This is a genomic window from Pseudomonas corni (assembly GCF_057128765.1).
This window is the reverse complement of the sequence record NZ_JBSKHW010000014.1, coordinates 160,355-177,411: the sequence shown is the minus strand read 5'-3', so window position 1 is coordinate 177,411 and position 17,057 is coordinate 160,355. Positions and strand designations below refer to the sequence as shown.

At 56.5% G+C, this 17,057-nt stretch carries 18 protein-coding genes; 16 read left to right on the top strand and 2 right to left on the bottom strand.

Annotated elements, in window-relative coordinates; translation table 11 throughout:
• Nucleotides 1-21: 21 nt before the first annotated feature.
• The gene (locus ACWKV9_RS21145; RefSeq protein WP_483838076.1) at nt 22-492 is read left to right on the top strand and encodes a CreA family protein; all 471 of its coding nucleotides are present in this window, start codon (nt 22-24) and stop codon (nt 490-492) included.
• A 190-nt stretch (nt 493-682) separates the two neighbouring features.
• Here ACWKV9_RS21145 and rpsT read toward each other — a convergent pair whose 3' ends face one another.
• Nucleotides 683-961, bottom strand: coding sequence for a 30S ribosomal protein S20 (gene rpsT / locus ACWKV9_RS21140; RefSeq protein ID WP_037015424.1), 279 nt, complete (start codon nt 959-961; stop codon nt 683-685).
• A 251-nt stretch (nt 962-1,212) separates the two neighbouring features.
• Between rpsT and murJ the strand changes: the two genes are divergently transcribed.
• From murJ to ispH, 6 genes are all read left to right on the top strand, one after another.
• Nucleotides 1,213-2,751 carry a murein biosynthesis integral membrane protein MurJ gene (gene murJ / locus ACWKV9_RS21135; RefSeq protein WP_483838075.1) on the top strand — a complete coding sequence of 513 codons (1,539 nt, stop codon included), beginning with the start codon at nt 1,213-1,215 and terminating at the stop codon, nt 2,749-2,751.
• 118 nt (nt 2,752-2,869) lie between these two features.
• Nucleotides 2,870-3,820, top strand: coding sequence for a bifunctional riboflavin kinase/FAD synthetase (gene ribF, locus ACWKV9_RS21130; RefSeq protein ID WP_483838074.1), 951 nt, complete (start codon nt 2,870-2,872; stop codon nt 3,818-3,820).
• A complete protein-coding gene (gene ileS / locus ACWKV9_RS21125) occupies nt 3,817-6,648 on the top strand; it encodes an isoleucine--tRNA ligase (RefSeq protein WP_483838073.1) in 2,832 nt (943 codons plus the stop codon). The genes ribF and ileS overlap by 4 nt, the downstream gene beginning before the upstream one ends.
• Nucleotides 6,641-7,147, top strand: coding sequence for a signal peptidase II (lspA, locus tag ACWKV9_RS21120; protein WP_483838072.1), 507 nt, complete (start codon nt 6,641-6,643; stop codon nt 7,145-7,147). The genes ileS and lspA overlap by 8 nt, the downstream gene beginning before the upstream one ends.
• The gene (locus ACWKV9_RS21115) at nt 7,140-7,607 is read left to right on the top strand and encodes an FKBP-type peptidyl-prolyl cis-trans isomerase (RefSeq protein WP_483838071.1); all 468 of its coding nucleotides are present in this window, start codon (nt 7,140-7,142) and stop codon (nt 7,605-7,607) included. Before lspA ends, ACWKV9_RS21115 begins: the two co-directional genes overlap by 8 nt.
• A gap of 82 nt (nt 7,608-7,689) precedes the next feature.
• A complete protein-coding gene (gene ispH, locus ACWKV9_RS21110; protein ID WP_483838070.1) occupies nt 7,690-8,637 on the top strand; it encodes a 4-hydroxy-3-methylbut-2-enyl diphosphate reductase in 948 nt (315 codons plus the stop codon).
• A 4-nt stretch (nt 8,638-8,641) separates the two neighbouring features.
• On the opposite strand, the gene ACWKV9_RS21105 is transcribed toward ispH, so the two are convergent.
• Nucleotides 8,642-9,151: a GspH/FimT family pseudopilin gene (locus ACWKV9_RS21105; protein WP_483838069.1), complete on the bottom strand. Its 510-nt coding sequence runs from the start codon at nt 9,149-9,151 to the stop codon at nt 8,642-8,644.
• Nucleotides 9,152-9,385: 234 nt separating this feature from the next.
• Here ACWKV9_RS21105 and pilV (ACWKV9_RS21100) point away from each other — a divergent pair, with 234 nt between their 5' ends.
• The 9 genes from pilV (ACWKV9_RS21100) (at nt 9,386) to ACWKV9_RS21060 (ending at nt 17,048) form a co-directional block, all read left to right on the top strand.
• The gene (pilV, locus tag ACWKV9_RS21100; protein WP_483838068.1) at nt 9,386-9,829 is read left to right on the top strand and encodes a type IV pilus modification protein PilV; all 444 of its coding nucleotides are present in this window, start codon (nt 9,386-9,388) and stop codon (nt 9,827-9,829) included.
• Complete coding sequence (locus tag ACWKV9_RS21095; RefSeq protein WP_483838067.1) at nt 9,826-10,518, top strand: PilW family protein; 693 nt, start codon at nt 9,826-9,828, stop codon at nt 10,516-10,518. The genes pilV (ACWKV9_RS21100) and ACWKV9_RS21095 overlap by 4 nt, the downstream gene beginning before the upstream one ends.
• Nucleotides 10,515-11,036: a PilX N-terminal domain-containing pilus assembly protein gene (locus ACWKV9_RS21090; RefSeq protein WP_483838066.1), complete on the top strand. Its 522-nt coding sequence runs from the start codon at nt 10,515-10,517 to the stop codon at nt 11,034-11,036. The genes ACWKV9_RS21095 and ACWKV9_RS21090 overlap by 4 nt, the downstream gene beginning before the upstream one ends.
• Nucleotides 11,033-11,467 carry a type IV pilin protein gene (locus tag ACWKV9_RS21085; protein WP_483838065.1) on the top strand — a complete coding sequence of 145 codons (435 nt, stop codon included), beginning with the start codon at nt 11,033-11,035 and terminating at the stop codon, nt 11,465-11,467. The genes ACWKV9_RS21090 and ACWKV9_RS21085 overlap by 4 nt, the downstream gene beginning before the upstream one ends.
• 237 nt (nt 11,468-11,704) lie before the next feature.
• On the top strand, nt 11,705-12,175 hold the full coding sequence (locus tag ACWKV9_RS21080; protein ID WP_483838064.1) for a GspH/FimT family pseudopilin: 471 nt from the start codon (nt 11,705-11,707) through the stop codon (nt 12,173-12,175).
• Nucleotides 12,175-12,693, top strand: a complete 519-nt coding sequence (pilV, locus tag ACWKV9_RS21075) for a type IV pilus modification protein PilV (protein ID WP_483838063.1) — start codon at nt 12,175-12,177, stop codon at nt 12,691-12,693. The genes ACWKV9_RS21080 and pilV (ACWKV9_RS21075) overlap by 1 nt, the downstream gene beginning before the upstream one ends.
• Nucleotides 12,690-13,394: a PilW family protein gene (locus tag ACWKV9_RS21070; RefSeq protein WP_483838062.1), complete on the top strand. Its 705-nt coding sequence runs from the start codon at nt 12,690-12,692 to the stop codon at nt 13,392-13,394. Before pilV (ACWKV9_RS21075) ends, ACWKV9_RS21070 begins: the two co-directional genes overlap by 4 nt.
• A 14-nt stretch (nt 13,395-13,408) precedes the next feature.
• On the top strand, nt 13,409-13,930 hold the full coding sequence (locus ACWKV9_RS21065) for a pilus assembly PilX family protein (RefSeq protein WP_483838061.1): 522 nt from the start codon (nt 13,409-13,411) through the stop codon (nt 13,928-13,930).
• The gene (locus ACWKV9_RS21060) at nt 13,917-17,048 is read left to right on the top strand and encodes a pilus assembly protein (protein ID WP_483838060.1); all 3,132 of its coding nucleotides are present in this window, start codon (nt 13,917-13,919) and stop codon (nt 17,046-17,048) included. The genes ACWKV9_RS21065 and ACWKV9_RS21060 overlap by 14 nt, the downstream gene beginning before the upstream one ends.
• Nucleotides 17,049-17,057 lie beyond the last annotated feature (9 nt).

Below are 17,057 nucleotides of genomic sequence, written 5' to 3'. Positions count from 1 at the left end.
CATTCATTAAGGAAAACTGCGATGCGAGTCGTGAGAGGAATATTGGGCGCGCTTGCGATGCTGCCCCTGTTGGCTTCTGCAGAGCAGATTGGCGAAGTCTCGACGGTGTTCAAGTTTGTGGGCCCGAATGATCGGATCGTGGTGGAGGCTTTTGATGATCCGAAGGTTGATGGGGTGACCTGTTACCTGTCCCGAGCTAAGACGGGTGGGGTGAAAGGTGGCTTGGGCTTGGCGGAAGATCGCGCTGAGGCGTCCATTGCCTGTCGTCAGGTAGGGCCGATCCATTTCAAGGAGCAGCTCAAGGACGGTGACGAGGTGTTCAAGGAGCGCACGTCGCTGGTATTCAAGACCATGCAGGTGGTGCGCTTCTTCGACAAGAAGAGAAATGCATTGGTGTATCTGGTCTATAGCGACCGCGTTGTCGAAGGCAGTCCGCAGAACGCCGTGACCGCAATCCCGATCCTGCCATGGGCACCTGCTCCGGCACCGTAGTGCGTTGATGTCGCGGGCGGTCTTGATTCCATTGGAGCGAGGCTTGCCCGCGAAGCTGTTCACGCAGTGCTAGCGGTTGGCTGGGTAGCTAGCCTGTTTGCGAGCAAGCACGTTCCTGCAGGTGTCAGTGCGTCAAATCGCAGGCAATAAAAAACCGACCCTGAGGTCGGTTTTTTAACAAGCGTGTCGCTTAGGCTGCAGCAGCAAGGTTCAGAGCCTTGATGTGGCCGTTCAGGCGACCTTTATGGCGAGCAGCTTTGTTCTTGTGGATGATGCCTTTATCGGCCATACGGTCGATAACTGGCACGGCCAGAACATAAGCAGCTTGCGCTTTTTCAGCGTCTTTAGCGTCGATGGCTTTCACTACGTTCTTGATGTAGGTACGAACCATGGAACGCATGCTGGCGTTGTGGCTGCGACGCTTCTCAGCCTGTTTTGCACGTTTTTTGGCGGAAGGTGTGTTGGCCACCGTCGAGCTCCTCGAAAGACTTGGGAAATAGCTAACAAAATAGGCCGCGAATCATGCCGATGAGTTGAAGTCTTGTCAAGGGCAGTTGATGCGTTCCGCTGAGTGGTCACAGTGTGTCGCCGTGGATATTTCTTTCCGGCGTGCGACCTGTAAACTCGCGGGCTTTGGCTCTGAGCTGTTTTGCGGCGCGGAGTATCGCATAAATGGATCGCGTTATCTCGCATCCTTTAGTCTGAGCGCACAACCTCTCGATGAATCTACTTAAATCGCTGGCCGCCGTAAGCTCTATCACAATGCTTTCAAGGGTTCTGGGGTTCGTTCGCGATACCATCATTGCACGCACTTTTGGTGCAGGAATGGCCACTGACGCCTTTTTCATCGCGTTCAAATTGCCCAATCTGCTGCGCCGGATATTTGCCGAAGGAGCGTTCTCTCAAGCGTTCGTGCCGATTCTTGCGGAATACAAGAGCCAGCAAGGCGCGGAGGCCACCCGGACCTTCGTCGCGTATGTCACCGGATTGCTGACCCTTGCGCTGGCACTGGTGACGTTGCTGGGGATCATTTTCGCGCCTTGGGTAATCTGGGCCACCGCGCCGGGCTTTGCCGACACGCCGGAAAAATTCCAGCTGACGTCTGATCTCCTGCGCGTGACCTTTCCTTATATATTGCTGATTTCGCTTTCTTCGCTGGCTGGCGCGATCCTCAACACCTGGAACAGGTTCTCGGTCCCGGCGTTCGTGCCGACGCTGCTCAATCTGGCGATGATTTTCTTTGCGCTGTTTCTCACTCCTTACTTTCATCCGCCGGTCATGGCTCTGGGGTGGGCGGTATTGGCGGGCGGGCTTCTGCAATTGCTGTATCAACTGCCGCATCTGAAGAAGATCGGAATGCTCGTCCTGCCGCGCCTGAGTTTGCGCGATCGCGGGGTCTGGCGAGTAATGAAGCAGATGCTACCTGCCATCCTTGGCGTCTCTGTGAGTCAGATTTCTCTGATTATCAACACGATTTTCGCCTCGTTCCTTGTCGCCGGGTCAGTGTCGTGGATGTACTACGCCGACCGTTTGATGGAGCTTCCGTCCGGTGTCTTGGGTGTGGCGCTGGGTACGATTTTGCTGCCGATCCTGTCCAAAACCTATGCCAGCAAGGATCGGCATGAGTACTCCCGGATCCTCGACTGGGGCCTGCGCCTGTGTTTCGTGCTGGTTCTGCCTTGCACTCTGGCGCTGGGGTTGCTCTCGGAGCCGCTCACAGTCTCTCTGTTTCAATATGGTAAGTTCGATGCCATAGACGCAGCGATGACCCAGCGCGCCCTGATCGCTTATTCAGTCGGGCTGCTGGGCATCATCGTCATCAAGGTCCTCGCGCCGGGCTTTTATGCTCAACAAAATATTCGCACCCCGGTGAAAATCGCGATCTTCACCCTCATTGTTACCCAACTGCTGAACCTGGCCTTCATTGGCTCGTTGCAGCATGCGGGACTGGCGCTGGCGATCAGTGTGGGGGCCTGCATTAACGCCTGCCTTTTGTTCTGGCAGTTGCGCAAGCAAGACTTGTTTCAGCCGCAACCGGGTTGGACGGTGTTTTTGTTGAAGCTAATTGCTGCGGTAGCGGTAATGTCCGTCGTTCTGCTGGGTTTGATGCACTTTATGCCCGCGTGGAGTGACGGGCAGATGCTGGAGCGGCTGGTTCGCCTGGGTGGTCTGGTTGTGGCGGGGGTGGTGACTTATTTTGCCATGTTGCTGTTACTGGGGTTTCGTCTGAAAGATTTCGCCCGTAGCGCGATCCTGTAGGAACAATCGGCGGTTTTTGGCGGTTAACGCCGATTGTTGAGTTTTGCCTGAATGTGTCGCCTGTCGTTGAGGGCGGTGTGTGGTTATAATCGGCCACTTTATGAGCAAGAAGCGCGTTATGCAGCTGGTTCGAGGCCTTCACAATCTGCGCCCCCAGCATCGGGGCTGCGTCGCCACTATTGGCAATTTCGACGGTGTTCACCGCGGCCACCAGGCTATCCTGGCGCGTCTGCGTGAACGGGCGGTCGAGTTGGGCTTGCCCAGTTGCGTGGTGATATTCGAGCCGCAGCCGCGTGAGTTCTTCGCCCCGGAAACCGCGCCCGCGCGGCTGGCACGACTGCGTGACAAGCTTGAATTGCTCGCTGGCGAGGGCGTTGATCAGGTGTTGTGCCTGGCGTTCAACCAGCGGCTGTGCAAGTTGAGCGCCGCCGAATTTGTCGACACCGTGCTGATCGAGGGCCTGAGCGTGAAGCACCTGGAAGTAGGAGATGATTTCCGCTTCGGCTGCGACCGCGTCGGGGATTTCGACTTTTTGCAGCAAGCCGGCGCTTCCCTCGGGTTTACGGTCGAGGCGGCACAAACCGTTGAAATAGACGGCTCGCGCGTCAGCAGCACCAAGATACGCAGTGCCCTCGCAGCCGCAAATTTTGAGCTTGCGGAACGGTTGTTGGGACGCCCCTTCGAGATATCCGGACGCGTCTTGCATGGTCAGAAGCTGGCTCGCCAATTGGGTACGCCCACGGCGAATGTGCAACTCAAACGTCGCCGTGCTCCGCTGACCGGCGTTTATCTAGTCAGCGCTCAGCTTGATGGCAAGTCATGGCCAGGCGTTGCGAACATTGGTGTGCGTCCAACTGTTGCAGGTGATGGCAGTCCTCACCTCGAAGTGCATTTTCTGGATTTTACCGGCGATCTTTACGGCCGGCGCTTGACCGTGGTGTTTCACCACAAGCTGCGTGATGAGCAGCGTTTCGCCTCTCTTGAGGCGCTTAAGACGGCGATCAATGCGGATGTCGCCGCCGCCCGTGCCCACTGGCATGGCCAACCGCTAACAACGAGCCTGAAATGACCGACTACAAAGCCACGCTAAACCTTCCGGACACCGCCTTCCCAATGAAGGCCGGCCTGCCCCAGCGCGAGCCGCAAACTCTGCAGCGCTGGGACAGCATTGGCCTGTACCAGAAGCTGCGTGAAATTGGTAAGGATCGTCCAAAGTTCGTCCTGCACGACGGCCCTCCGTACGCCAACGGCAATATTCACATCGGTCACGCGGTCAACAAGATCCTCAAGGACATGATCGTCCGCTCCAAGACGCTGTCCGGCTTCGACGCACCTTACGTGCCAGGCTGGGACTGTCATGGCCTGCCAATCGAGCACAAGGTCGAAGTCACTCACGGCAAAAATCTGCCCGCCGACAAGACCCGCGAGCTGTGCCGTGCGTACGCCGCTGAGCAGATTGAAGGCCAGAAATCGGAATTCATCCGCCTTGGGGTTCTGGGCGATTGGGCCAATCCGTACCGCACCATGGACTTCGCCAACGAAGCCGGGGAAATCCGCGCGCTGGCAGAAATGGTCAAGGGCGGTTTCGTGTTCAAGGGCCTCAAGCCTGTGAACTGGTGTTTCGATTGCGGCTCGGCTCTGGCTGAAGCGGAAGTCGAATACCAGGACAAAAAATCTTCCACCATCGACGTGGCGTTCCCCATCGCTGATGAAGACAAGCTCGCAGCGGCTTTTGGTCTGTCTTCGCTGAGCAAACCGACCGCCGTTGTGATCTGGACCACCACCCCGTGGACCATCCCGGCCAACCAGGCGCTCAACGTTCACCCGGAATTCACCTACGCGCTGGTCGATGTTGGTGATCGCGTGCTGTTGCTGGCTGAAGAGCTGGTCGAGGCCTGCCTCAAGCGCTACAACCTTGAAGGCTCGGTCATCGCTACTGCGCCGGGCTCCGCGCTCGAACTGATCAATTTCCGTCACCCGTTCTACGATCGTCTGTCGCCGGTTTACCTGGCGGATTATGTCGAGCTGGGCGCTGGGACTGGCGTGGTTCACTGCTCGCCGGCCTATGGCGTTGACGACTTCGTGATCAGCAAAAGCTACGGCCTGACCAACGACGACATCATCAGCCCGGTTCAAAGCAACGGCGTGTATGTCGAATCGCTGGAGTTCTTTGGCGGCCAGTTCATCTTCAAAGCCAACCAGAACATCATCGACAAGCTCAAAGAAGTCGGTGCCCTGATGGACACCGAGGTCATCACCCATAGCTACATGCACTGCTGGCGCCACAAGACTCCGCTGATCTACCGCGCCACGGCGCAGTGGTTCGTCGGCATGGACAAGCAGCCGACGTCGGGCGATACCCTTCGCGAACGCGCCGTCAAAGCCATCGAAGACACCAAGTTCGTGCCGACTTGGGGTCAGGCGCGTCTGCACTCAATGATCGCCAACCGTCCTGACTGGTGCATCTCCCGTCAGCGCAACTGGGGCGTGCCGATCCCGTTTTTCCTGCATAAGGAAAGCGGTGAGCTGCACCCACGTACCGTCGAGCTGATGGAAGAAGTCGCGCTGCGCGTCGAGAAAGAAGGCATCGAAGCCTGGTTCAAGATGGACGCCGCCGAACTGCTCGGTGACGAAGCGCCCAAGTACGACAAGATCTCCGACACGCTCGACGTCTGGTTCGACTCAGGCACTACGCACTGGCATGTGCTGCGCGGTTCGCACCCGATGGGCCACGAAAGCGGCCCGCGTGCCGATCTGTACCTTGAAGGTTCGGACCAGCATCGCGGCTGGTTCCATTCCTCATTGCTGACCGGTTGCATGCTCGATGATCACGCGCCTTACCGTGAGTTGCTGACTCATGGTTTCACGGTCGATGAGAACGGCCGCAAGATGTCAAAGTCGCTGGGCAACGTCATCGCGCCGCAGAAGGTCAACGACACCCTGGGCGCAGACATCATGCGTCTGTGGGTTTCGGCCACCGACTATTCCGGCGAGATGGCTGTCTCGGAAACCATCCTCCAGCGCAGCGCTGATGCCTATCGTCGCATCCGTAACACCGCGCGCTTCCTGCTTTCCAATCTGACCGGTTTCAACCCGGCCACTGACATCTTGCCAGCCGAAGAAATGCTTGCGCTGGATCGTTGGGCGGTGGATCGCGCGTTGTTGCTGCAACGTGAGCTGGAAGAGCATTACGGCGAGTACCGCTTCTGGAACGTCTATTCCAAAGTACACAATTTCTGTGTGCAGGAATTGGGTGGGTTCTACCTCGATATCATCAAAGATCGCCAGTACACCACTGGCGCGGACAGCAAGGCGCGTCGTTCTTGCCAGACCGCGCTGTTCCACATCTCCGAAGCACTGGTGCGCTGGATGGCGCCGATTCTGGCGTTCACCGCCGACGAGCTGTGGCAGTACCTGCCGGGCGAGCGTAACGAATCAGTCATGCTCAACACTTGGTATGAAGGCCTGAGCGAGTTGCCTGAAGGCTTCGAGCTGGACCGCGCCTACTGGGAGCGGATCATGGCGGTCAAGGTTGCGGTCAACAAGGAAATGGAAAACCTGCGGGCGGCGAAAGCCATCGGCGGTAACCTGCAGGCTGAAGTGACGCTTTACGCTGAAGATGAGTTGGTGGCCGATCTCTCGAAACTGGGCAACGAGCTGCGCTTCGTACTGATCACATCCACCGCCAGCGTAGCGCCGTTCCTCAGCGCACCTGCCGATGCGGTGGTGACTGAAGTCGCTGGCCTGAAGCTGAAGGTCGTCAAATCCGGTCACGCCAAGTGCGCCCGCTGCTGGCATCACCGCGAGGACGTCGGTGTCAATCCCGAGCATCCGGAAATCTGCGGTCGCTGCGTAGACAACATCTACGGCGAAGGCGAGGTTCGTCACTATGCCTAATGCAAGTCGATTTGGTCGTCTGGGCTGGTTGTGGCTGAGCGTGCTGGTTTTGATCATCGATCAGACCAGCAAGTACTACTTCGAGAACCGTCTGGATTTGTACGAGCAAATAGTGATCATCCCTGATTATTTCAGCTGGATGCTGGCTTACAACACGGGTGCGGCATTCAGCTTTCTGGCCGACAGCTCGGGTTGGCAGCGTTGGTTGTTCGCGCTGATCGCTATCGTGGTCAGCGCTGTGCTGGTGGTCTGGCTCAAGCGTCTGGGGCGTGGCGAAACCTGGCTGGCGATTGCACTGGCTCTGGTATTGGGCGGTGCGCTGGGTAATCTGTACGATCGCATCGCCATTGGCCATGTGATCGACTTTATCTTCGTACACTGGAAGGAACACGGCTTCCCGGCCTTCAACGTCGCCGACAGTGCCATCACCGTAGGCGCCATCATGCTTGCGCTGGATATGTTCAAAAGCAAGAAAACCGGAGAAACCGTTCATGACTGACCAGGTATTGACCGACGCCGCTGCACAGGAACAACGCATCGGTCAGAACACGGAAGTCACCCTGCATTTCGCCCTGCGTCTGGAGAACGGCGACACTGTCGATAGCACGTTCGACAAGGCACCCGCGACCTTCAAGGTCGGCGACGGTAACTTGTTGCCTGGCTTTGAGGCTCTGCTGTTCGGCTTCAAGGCTGGTGACAAGCGCAGCCTGGAAGTGCCGCCGGAGAATGCTTTCGGTCAGCCGAATCCGCAAAACGTGCAGATCATTGCGCGTTCGCAGTTTCAGGGCATGGAGCTTTCGGAAGGCTTGCTGGTCATTTTCAACGACGCTGCCAACACCGAGCTGCCAGGGGTTGTGAAGACGTTTGACGATGATCAAGTGACCATCGACTTTAACCACCCGCTGTCCGGTAAGACGTTGACCTTCGACGTAGAAATTTTCGAGGTCAAAGCGCTCTGATTAGTCGGGGCGCATCTGGCCTCGGCTTCGGCCGGGGCCTTTTCGTTTATATGTTTCATTGCGCGTAAAGACGAGGCACATCATGCAAATCAAGCTCGCCAACCCACGAGGCTTCTGCGCCGGGGTCGACCGCGCGATCGAAATCGTCAACCGCGCACTGGAAGTGTTTGGTCCGCCGATTTATGTGCGCCACGAAGTGGTTCACAACAAATTTGTCGTGGAGGACCTGCGTGCCCGTGGCGCGATTTTCGTCGAAGAACTTGATCAAGTGCCGGACGACGTCATCGTGATTTTCAGTGCTCACGGCGTTTCCCAAGCCGTACGCACCGAGGCTGCCGGGCGCGGCTTGAAGGTGTTCGACGCCACTTGCCCGCTGGTGACCAAAGTGCACATCGAGGTCGCGCGCTACAGCCGTGATGGTCGTGAGTGCATCCTGATCGGCCACGCTGGTCACCCTGAGGTCGAAGGCACCATGGGGCAATATGACGCCAGCAATGGCGGCGCGATCTATCTGGTTGAGGACGAGAACGACGTCGCCAACCTCCAGGTGGTCAATCCGGAAAAGCTCGCTTTCGTCACTCAGACGACGCTGTCCATGGATGACACTAGCCGCGTGATCGACGCCCTACGTTCGCGCTTCCCCAGCATCGGCGGTCCGCGCAAAGACGACATCTGTTACGCCACTCAAAACCGGCAGGATGCGGTCAAACAACTGGCCGATGAGTGCGACGTGGTGCTGGTGGTTGGCAGCCCGAACAGTTCGAACTCCAATCGCTTGCGCGAATTGGCTGAGCGCATGGCCACCCCGGCCTATTTGATCGACGGCGCCGAAGACATGCAGCGCAGTTGGTTCGATGGCGTTGAGCGGATCGGTATCACGGCGGGCGCCTCGGCACCGGAAGTGCTGGTGCGCGGCGTGATTCAACAACTGCAGACGTGGGGTGCCGTGGGTGCCGATGAGCTGGCGGGCCGTGAAGAGAACATCACGTTCTCGATGCCCAAAGAACTGCGCGTCAAATCGCTGCTTTAACGTCTTAGCCGCAAAGCCCAGTGGCCACCTCGTCGCGAGCAATCCTGGCGCGTCCTGATGGGGCCAGTATCACGCGATACTGGCTCGCCGCCCGGCCTTTTTCACAGATGAACAAGGTGCCATTGCCCGTACCGCCAGTGGTTGATCCGCCTGTGCTGTCAAACGGGATCGACTGCCGGACCTTGCTGTTCCCAACCACTTTTACCCCGCGATAACCCGCCCTTTCCAGCAGTATGGTTTCGTCGTCGTCTTTCAATCCATTGAGATTGGCGTCGACGAACGTGCGCCAGCCGTTGCTCCAGTCGCTTTTTATGGGGGCAATGACCACCACCTGATTGCGCACGATGGCTTCGGCTCTGGCCATGCGTATCCCGCTGACCAATTGTTGAGCGGCATCCTGCCGACGCTGTGATTCGATCAAGTGTTTAAACGCCGGTAGCGCAATGCCCGTCATGATTGCAATCAACACCAGCACCACCAATAACTCCACCAAGGTAAATCCTCGCTGCTTCAACGCTCGCCTCCTTGAGCAGAGTTTGCCGTCGACGGTCCTGCGACGCAGGGCAGAGCAGACACTGTTTCAGATCCATGAACAAGGCGATCTGCGCGCCGCGTGTGTGAGTCGTTATGTCGGAAAACGGGCGTTACACACCAATGCCAGTCGCTGCGAGCAATCTCGAAATCCTCGGCTTCAATGGGGTAAGCAAATGGACTTGGGGGCAGGGCATTGACGACACGATCACAAGGAGTGCGCGAGTCAGGGATGACGTTGATCGAAGTCATGGTCGCGTTGTTGATCTTATCTGTGGGGGTTCTGGGTGCGGCAGCCGTTCAACTCAACGCGCTTAAATTCACCGACAGCGCTTTGCGCAACACCCAGGCGAGCTTCATCGCCCACGACATGATCGAGCGCATGCGGGCCAATCCCGACGCTAATTACTCGCTGGGCTCACTGAGCCAGGCACCGACCTCCAGCAATCACGACAACCCTCGTCAGCAAGATCTGTTCGATTTTGCGATCAACGTAAAGCACTTTGCTGGGGATGGCGCCGAAAGTCGTATTTTCGTCACAGGCAACGCCGTCACCGTCGAGATCGATTGGAATGATGCCCGGGGCGCTCAAGAGGAAGATCACACCGAAACATTCACCCTGAGCAGCATCGTCTCCGCAGACGCGGGCGATCGGCCATGAAGTACGACTGCAACGGCTTTGGCTTGATCGAGTTGATGGTCGCGATGACGCTTGGTTTGTTGATGTCGTTGGCGCTCGTCCAACTGTTCATCAGTTCGAAAGACACCTACCTGAGTCAGACGGCGTCCGCCAATCTGCAGGAGGACGCGCGTTTTGTACTCAACAAAGTAGCGCAGGACGTGCGCATGGTTGGAACGTTTGGTTGTCTGGCGGCAGTGACGGACGTCAGCGATAAAGGCGATTTCGCTGCCGCGTTCAAGGCGCCTATCACTTGGCAGCCAGGGTCTCGCTCGTTGACGTTGATCACCGCTCCCGTCGACAGGCTACAAGGCGAACCGACCTGGACGGTCCAGACGGATTGCTCTTCGTTCGCAGAGGCCTTTTCCCAGGATAAAGGGACTGGCGAGCTGAGATTTCCCGTGCATCAGCAGGTCTATGCCTACAACGCTCGCAGGGCAGAGCTGACACTGAATAACCGTGCATTGATCAGTCACGTCAGCGACTTCAACGTGCTGTTCGGCGTCGCTTCCGGACGGTTCGAATCGGCCATTGCTCGCTACGTGGAAAATCCCGGTGATCCCGCCTTGATACGCAGCGTGCGAGTCAACCTGGTGCTTGCCGATCCAGCAGGCCGCGTGAAAGAGCAGACATACAGCGTCGTCTCCGCCTTGCGCAATCGCCTTCCATGAGCAGATCCAAGCGAGTTCATAAGGCGAAAGCCCAGCGCGGCACGGTATTGATCGTTAGCCTCGTGTTCCTGTTATTGCTGAGCATGCTGGGCCTTTCTTCTCTGCAAAACGCGACGCTGCAGGAAAAAATGGCGGGCAGCCTGAACCTGCGCCAGGCGGCGTTTCATTCGGCGGAAAGCGTGCTTCGAGCAGGGGAGGCGCAGGTCAAGGCGACGGGGTTTACGCTCCCTGTTTGCGGGTCTGCTACTGCATGCGCGCCGCCTCCCGAGGCGTTTTCAGTGTCGGGTGCCGGGGCGGCAGGAGGTTCCGGTGTGAAGTGGGTCGCGGTGGAGGGCGGCTTTTATGCGCTACAGCATTTCGCCAAAACCGACGATCCGGTGAACGTCAGGCCGGTGGGCGACAAAACCGAATGGACCTTGTACCGAGTCACCGCCGTCGCTATTCAGGGTGACGCCCGAACCGTGTTGGAAAGCGTACACACCGAGCAACGCAGAATCCTCTGGCGCCAACGTCAATGATGGCAAGCGCGCGGTTGAAGCGTAACGGCGGATTCACATTGATAGAGCTGATGATCGTCGTCGGCGTGATTGGCATCCTGGCTGCCGTCGGCTACCCCAATTACAGCGAGTACGTGAAGAAAACCCGCCGCTCGGAAATTGCCGCCTTGCTGACGCAAGAGGCACAACGGCTTGAGCGGTTCTACTCGAAGACCGGTCAATACACCGACTCCGTCGGCCCCCCGCCACGCGATCATCAGGTCTCCCCGGGCAACGCGTTTTACACACTCACCGTGCAGAGGACAGAGCAGACTTTCGTCCTGACGGCCATTGCCTCTACAGCGATGATGGAGGGTGATAAATGTGGAGGGTTTGTCCTGGAAAACACTGGCAAGCGCGACAATGTGGGGATGTCGGGCGATGCCAGTGTTTTGGGGTGTTGGGGGCGGTGAGGGGTGATCCTCTCTGAGCCTCATCAAGCCTGAAACCGGCCTGCGGCAATGAACAAAATCTTGCGCAGCAACCGCGGCATGACCAGCGCCAACTGCCTCCCGTTCCTGTAATCTTCCGGCTCAAGTAGTGCCCTGAGTTCCATCAGGGCATTCATCCAGACAAAACTACCGTATATCCCGCCGTGGATTTTTGGCGACGAGTGCTGCCCTATAGTCAGGCCGTCCAGGAGACACTCAATGCGCCATCTGTCCAAGGCTTTCAGCCTCGTCGAATTGTTAGTCGCGGTTTCATTGCTGGGAATCCTTGCGGCTGTCGCAATTCCCAATTTCAGCTCCGCTATTAGAAACTCCAAAGCAGATACAGAGGTGAGTGACCTTCAGCGCGCTCTTAACTTCACGAGGCTGGAGGCGATCAATCGTGGCGTGAACGTTCAGTTGCGCCCCAGCACAGCCAACGCGGCATGGAACACGGAGTTAAGAGTCGTGCTGTCACCTAATAGCGCAAGTTCGGTCCCGATACGCATCGTTGCCCCCATGAGTAGCGGCGCCACCGTTACGATTCCAAGTGTGACTTACATAGAGTTCAATAACCTCGGGGGGCTGGTTACTCCCAGCACTTCGGTGGCTATCGCGTATGCTTTGGGTAGCAATACCAAAACCATCAACGTTTGCCTGAATGGGCGAATTGTTTTGGGTGGAGGATGCTGATGCGCCGGGACAGCAGACATCATCAATCAGGGATGACGCTAATCGAAGTTCTGATCTCGGTGCTGATTCTTGCCATTGGACTGTTGGGGGCGGCGGCACTTCAGCTCAATGCGCTGAAGTACACCGACAGTTCGACTATGACCAGCCAGGCCAGCTTTATCGCATACGACATGCTGGACAGGATTCGGGCGAACGTGGACGGTAACGCAACTGCCAATGGTACGACCGATGTGCTTGCTACTTATAGTCTTGCCAATTTGTCGGCTGCGCCCGCCGCTAACCTTAATGTGGCCAGGGATCAGGACCTCTTCGATTTCAGGACCAACGTCACTAACTTTGCAGGTGCTTCCGGCGCAAATAGCAGCATTGTTGTTGCAAAGCCAATAGTCACAATCACCATCACTTGGGATGACACGCGGGCTGGCAGTGCTAGCGGAGTCGCAACCGGCGCTACGGCCGTAACGGCCCAATCCTTTGTTTTAAGTTCGCGCATTGGCAATCCAGTGGTGAGTCCATGATGCAGCGCTCAAAAGGCTTCGGCCTGATAGAAATCATGGTTGCTTTGGTCTTGGGGCTTATCGTTACCTTGGGCATCATTCAGATATTTACCGCGTCACGCGGGACGTATCTGACACAAAACTCGTCCGCGAGGATGCAAGAGGATGCGCGCTTCATACTGAGCAAGCTGATCCAGGAAATTCGTATGACCGGCATGTACGGTTGCCTTAAGCTGGATTCGAATATTGTAGCGCCGGCGATCGCTCAACCTGCTGCCATGAATAATCCGATTCTTTGGGATAACACTAATAAAGTGCTGACGTTGGTTACGGCTGATATTGGACTTAACGGTGGCGTACCTACTTGGACGATTGTCTCTGATTGCCAGACGACGGCTCAACTGTATACCGGTACAAGAAACGTAAATGATCTAACCAGTTTTCCGTTACGACAGCTAATTTATAGCCTGGTGGGAACCGATTTGCGCATGCAGTTGGTGACTGCGGGGGCGCCCGCGGCTGCATCCGTGGTCAACAACGTAAAAGCATTTGCGGTTTCTTTCGGCATGGTTGGAAGCCCGATGAGTTATACATCGAATATCACCACGGCAAATGCTGCCGACGTAAGAAGTGTGCGCCTGACCCTGACGTTGAGCGACCCGGATAACAAAGTCCGGGATCAGACATATAACGCAGTCGCCACTCTGCGAAATCGATTTTGAACGGGCTGAACGGTATGACGACAATACTTAGCGGTGCCTCACCAGTCGAATCTTTCGGGCGCACTCAGCGCGGCGCTGTGTTACTGGTGAGTCTGGTTTTTCTGCTGTTGCTGACCCTGCTTGGTGTTTCCTCCATGCAGAACGCGACATTGCAGGAAAAAATGGCGAGCAGCGTGATGATGCGCAATGTTTCATTTCAAGCGGCAGAGGCGGCGCTGCGATTAGGGGAGGCCTCGATTCAGGCGACAGGATTCGCATTAGCCCCGTGTAATAAAGTAGATAAGCCAAAGTGCGCACCCCCTCCGGAGTCGATCTCCACTGTCCTCAGCGCAGGTACTAATGGAACGACAGGTGTTAATTGGGTGACTGTCGCCAACGGCTTTTACGGGATTCAAAATCTTGGAACAACGACTGCGCCGATCAATCGCCCGCCGAACTGTTCTTCAAGTTCATCCGTTACGCTGTATCGGGTGACCGGCGTCGGCAACCGGGGCAATTCCAAGACGGTACTGGAGAGCATTTATGCGAACTGCTGATGTCCGTGGTCGTTTTATGAAGTACGTCTACGGCATCCTGATCTCGTTGTATTTGTGTGCCCCTGTCTATGCATTTACCCCGGCTCAGGTTCCGTTGTTGAGCGCAGCCGCAGTGCCGCCGAACCTGATGTTGCTGGTGGATGACTCCGGCAGTATGAATAACATCATTTGGGCTTCAAGTTTCGACCCTACTGATACAACGCTGCCCGCCATCTATAACTGCCAGCTTGGTTTATTCGGATGTCAGGTCGTTACGGCAGATAACGTGTTGTTGGGAAACCTATACAACGCGAGTTGTAACAACTTCAATTCAAGCTCGTACCTGTTTTACAACGTCTCCACTGGCAACTCTGTCTGTTTAAAGCTTCCAGACCCTGTTGGCGGCAGGAATACTTATTACACCGCCAAATATCTGTCCTGGCTGGTGAAAAACGCAGGCGGAAGCTATAGGGATTACACCACTGGCAGCATTCCGCTGACCTATCGAATGGGCGTTGCCAAATCGGTAGCTGCCAACGTTGTCCTGAATAATCAGGCGATTCGCATTGGGTTGGCCGCGTTAAACCCCTCCAACGGCAACAAAATTGTCAGGGCGGTCAGCGACATTACGGTCAAAGCCAACTACGACGCGTTGCAGGCGGCAATTACCTCGCTTGATCCAGATGGCGGCACTCCTTTGGCCCAGACTTATTATGAGATCACTCGGTATTTTCGCGGAATGTCATCGGCTTATGCCACCCGGGTCAACTACACAAGTCCGATTCAATATCGCTGTCAGAAAAACTATGGCGTAGTTGTCACGGACGGTCTTCCCTCGGTTGACCGTAGTTTTCCGCAGTCCGATGACACCGATGCCGCAGGCAAGTTACCCAACTGGGACGGTATCAATAATGACGGGCCCCGAACCGGCTCCAACGCGGACGGCGATACGCTGTATCTGGATGACCTTGCCAAGTTCGCCTACGACATCGATATGCGGAAACCCACCAGTACGCCATCGCTGGATCTGGCGAGCAAAAGCTGGGATGCCACAGGCTTCGTACAACAGAACATGACCACTTATACCGTCGGGTTCACTGTCTCGAACCAGATGCTCATCGATGCGGCTGCATACGGCCATGGTCAGTACTATCAGGCTAACGATTCTGCAGGACTGACGGACGCATTGAACGGCGCTTTGAGCGACATCAACGCCAAGGCTGGCTCTGGCGGTGGCGGGGCGGCGAACTCAACGACGCTGACGACTGGCTCCCGCTTTTACCAAACGTTATACGATCCGTCGGACTGGCACGGCACAGTCAGGGCTTACAACCTGGACAGTTCAGGAAATCTGAGTGCTGCGGTCTGGACGACAGACACCAAGATCGTTAATACGGCAACTGCGCCCGTTTATCAGTCGTTCAATACGGCAACGTCCTTGCCTATCACGTTGAACTACACCAACTTCTCTGCGGCGCAGCAATTGTCGCTGACGCAAACCATACCGGCGGGGACCGCGCTGCAATACGGCATCACCGGAACAGATCTGATCAATTGGGCCAAGGGCACGGCCAAGAACGGTCTCAGGCCTAGAACCCGGTTATTGGGCGACATCGTCAGCTCGCCTCTGGCGGCAGCGCTTCCTTCCAATCAGACGGCGGCCGATCTGGTCGGTGATGCCACGTATACGAGCTATCTGACGACGAAGGCGGCCGGCATGAACTCCAACCTGCTGGTCAACGCCAACGATGGGTTCATGCATGTCATCAACCCCGATGATGGCACCCAGCGATATGCGTACATGCCGTCTACCGTATTGCCTTCTCTGATCACGGTATCCGACCCGGACTACGGACAGGGGATGCACAAATTCACCCTGGACGGGCAGATCAGCATTTTCGATACCCAGCTTGATGCCGGAGGGAACTGGCAAACCGTCGCTCTAGGCGGCACAGGCGCAGGGGGCAAGGCGTATTACGCAATACAGCTGGCCGCCCAGGTCGCTTCCGGGACAACCAATACAATCAACAACACAATCAACGCTCTATGGGAAATCAAGGCGCCTGACGCCAATACCCCTGCTAATGATTTCAATGATCTGGGTTATGCCTATTCCAAGCCGGATGTGGCGCGAATGGCGGACGGCACCGGTATCGCCGTTTTGGGTAATGGATACGGGAGTTACAGCGGGTCAGCCGCACTCTTCGTAGTCAATATCAAGACAGGAAAGCTGATCAAGAAAATCCCTATCCCTCCGTTACCGACTGCCACCGGAGAGAGCGATAACGGCTTGTCGTCGGTGAAATTGCGAGTCAATGCTCAGAATGTTGTAGTTGCCGCTTATGCCGGGGATCTGAAAGGTCGGCTATGGAAGTTCGATCTCAGTGGCGCTACCGCTGATACCTGGAAGGTCGCTTTCAGCAATAAGCCGTTATTCACGGCACCCCGTGGTGCGGACCAACCGATTACGGTGCAGCCGTTGCTGCTCGATCATCCGCTTAACGGAAAACTGGTGTATTTCGGCACCGGGAAATTCCTCGAAACTGCCGATAAGCAAACCACTGCTCAGCAAGATTTCTATGCGATCTGGGATGCCGATCAGGGCGCGGGAAATATTGTTGAAACCGGGCTGCAGGTGCAACAAGTCACGGGCAGTGTCACCGGCAACGGCAATACTTACTTCACCAGCACCACCAATGATGTCGATTGGTCCAGCAAGAAAGGCTGGTACATGCCGCTCGCGACAGCAAGTCCTTACCTTGGGGAGCGGATTATCTATCCCGCCCAGACCAGTCGTGGCCGTATCATCTTCACCACTGCGTCGGTCAACTCATCGGACCCGTGCGAAAGTACGGGCACCGGTCGATTGTTCGAGCTGGACGCCGCCAAAGGCGGGATGCTCAACTACCAGGTGCTTGATACCAACGGCGACAACGACATTTCCATCGCTGACACTCTGGTCAGCGGACTGGCGGTCAATACCGGTATCCCGACGCTGGCCTCCATAATTTCTGGTACTTCCGGCGCCAACGATAATAAGTACCTGCTCGATTCCAGTGGGGGTGCGCCGCTCAAGATTCTTGAGAAGGGCGGGACCGCCAATACGTATCAACGGATCATGTGGCGACAAATTCAGTAGGGACGACGA

What these genes read in the sequence shown, in the direction of transcription:
- lspA (WP_483838072.1), top strand. Translation starts at nt 6,641, where the DNA reads ATGCCTAATGCAAGTCGATTTGGTCGTCTGGGCTGGTTGTGGCTGAGC.
- ACWKV9_RS21115 (WP_483838071.1), top strand. Translation starts at nt 7,140, where the DNA reads ATGACTGACCAGGTATTGACCGACGCCGCTGCACAGGAACAACGCATC.
- pilV (WP_483838063.1), top strand. Translation starts at nt 12,175, where the DNA reads ATGCGCCGGGACAGCAGACATCATCAATCAGGGATGACGCTAATCGAA.
- ACWKV9_RS21145 (WP_483838076.1), top strand. Translation starts at nt 22, where the DNA reads ATGCGAGTCGTGAGAGGAATATTGGGCGCGCTTGCGATGCTGCCCCTG.
- ACWKV9_RS21095 (WP_483838067.1), top strand. Translation starts at nt 9,826, where the DNA reads ATGAAGTACGACTGCAACGGCTTTGGCTTGATCGAGTTGATGGTCGCG.
- ACWKV9_RS21070 (WP_483838062.1), top strand. Translation starts at nt 12,690, where the DNA reads ATGATGCAGCGCTCAAAAGGCTTCGGCCTGATAGAAATCATGGTTGCT.
- ACWKV9_RS21080 (WP_483838064.1), top strand. Translation starts at nt 11,705, where the DNA reads ATGCGCCATCTGTCCAAGGCTTTCAGCCTCGTCGAATTGTTAGTCGCG.
- ribF (WP_483838074.1), top strand. Translation starts at nt 2,870, where the DNA reads ATGCAGCTGGTTCGAGGCCTTCACAATCTGCGCCCCCAGCATCGGGGC.
- ACWKV9_RS21065 (WP_483838061.1), top strand. Translation starts at nt 13,409, where the DNA reads ATGACGACAATACTTAGCGGTGCCTCACCAGTCGAATCTTTCGGGCGC.
- ACWKV9_RS21085 (WP_483838065.1), top strand. Translation starts at nt 11,033, where the DNA reads ATGATGGCAAGCGCGCGGTTGAAGCGTAACGGCGGATTCACATTGATA.
- ACWKV9_RS21060 (WP_483838060.1), top strand. Translation starts at nt 13,917, where the DNA reads ATGCGAACTGCTGATGTCCGTGGTCGTTTTATGAAGTACGTCTACGGC.
- ileS (WP_483838073.1), top strand. Translation starts at nt 3,817, where the DNA reads ATGACCGACTACAAAGCCACGCTAAACCTTCCGGACACCGCCTTCCCA.
- murJ (WP_483838075.1), top strand. Translation starts at nt 1,213, where the DNA reads ATGAATCTACTTAAATCGCTGGCCGCCGTAAGCTCTATCACAATGCTT.
- ACWKV9_RS21090 (WP_483838066.1), top strand. Translation starts at nt 10,515, where the DNA reads ATGAGCAGATCCAAGCGAGTTCATAAGGCGAAAGCCCAGCGCGGCACG.
- ispH (WP_483838070.1), top strand. Translation starts at nt 7,690, where the DNA reads ATGCAAATCAAGCTCGCCAACCCACGAGGCTTCTGCGCCGGGGTCGAC.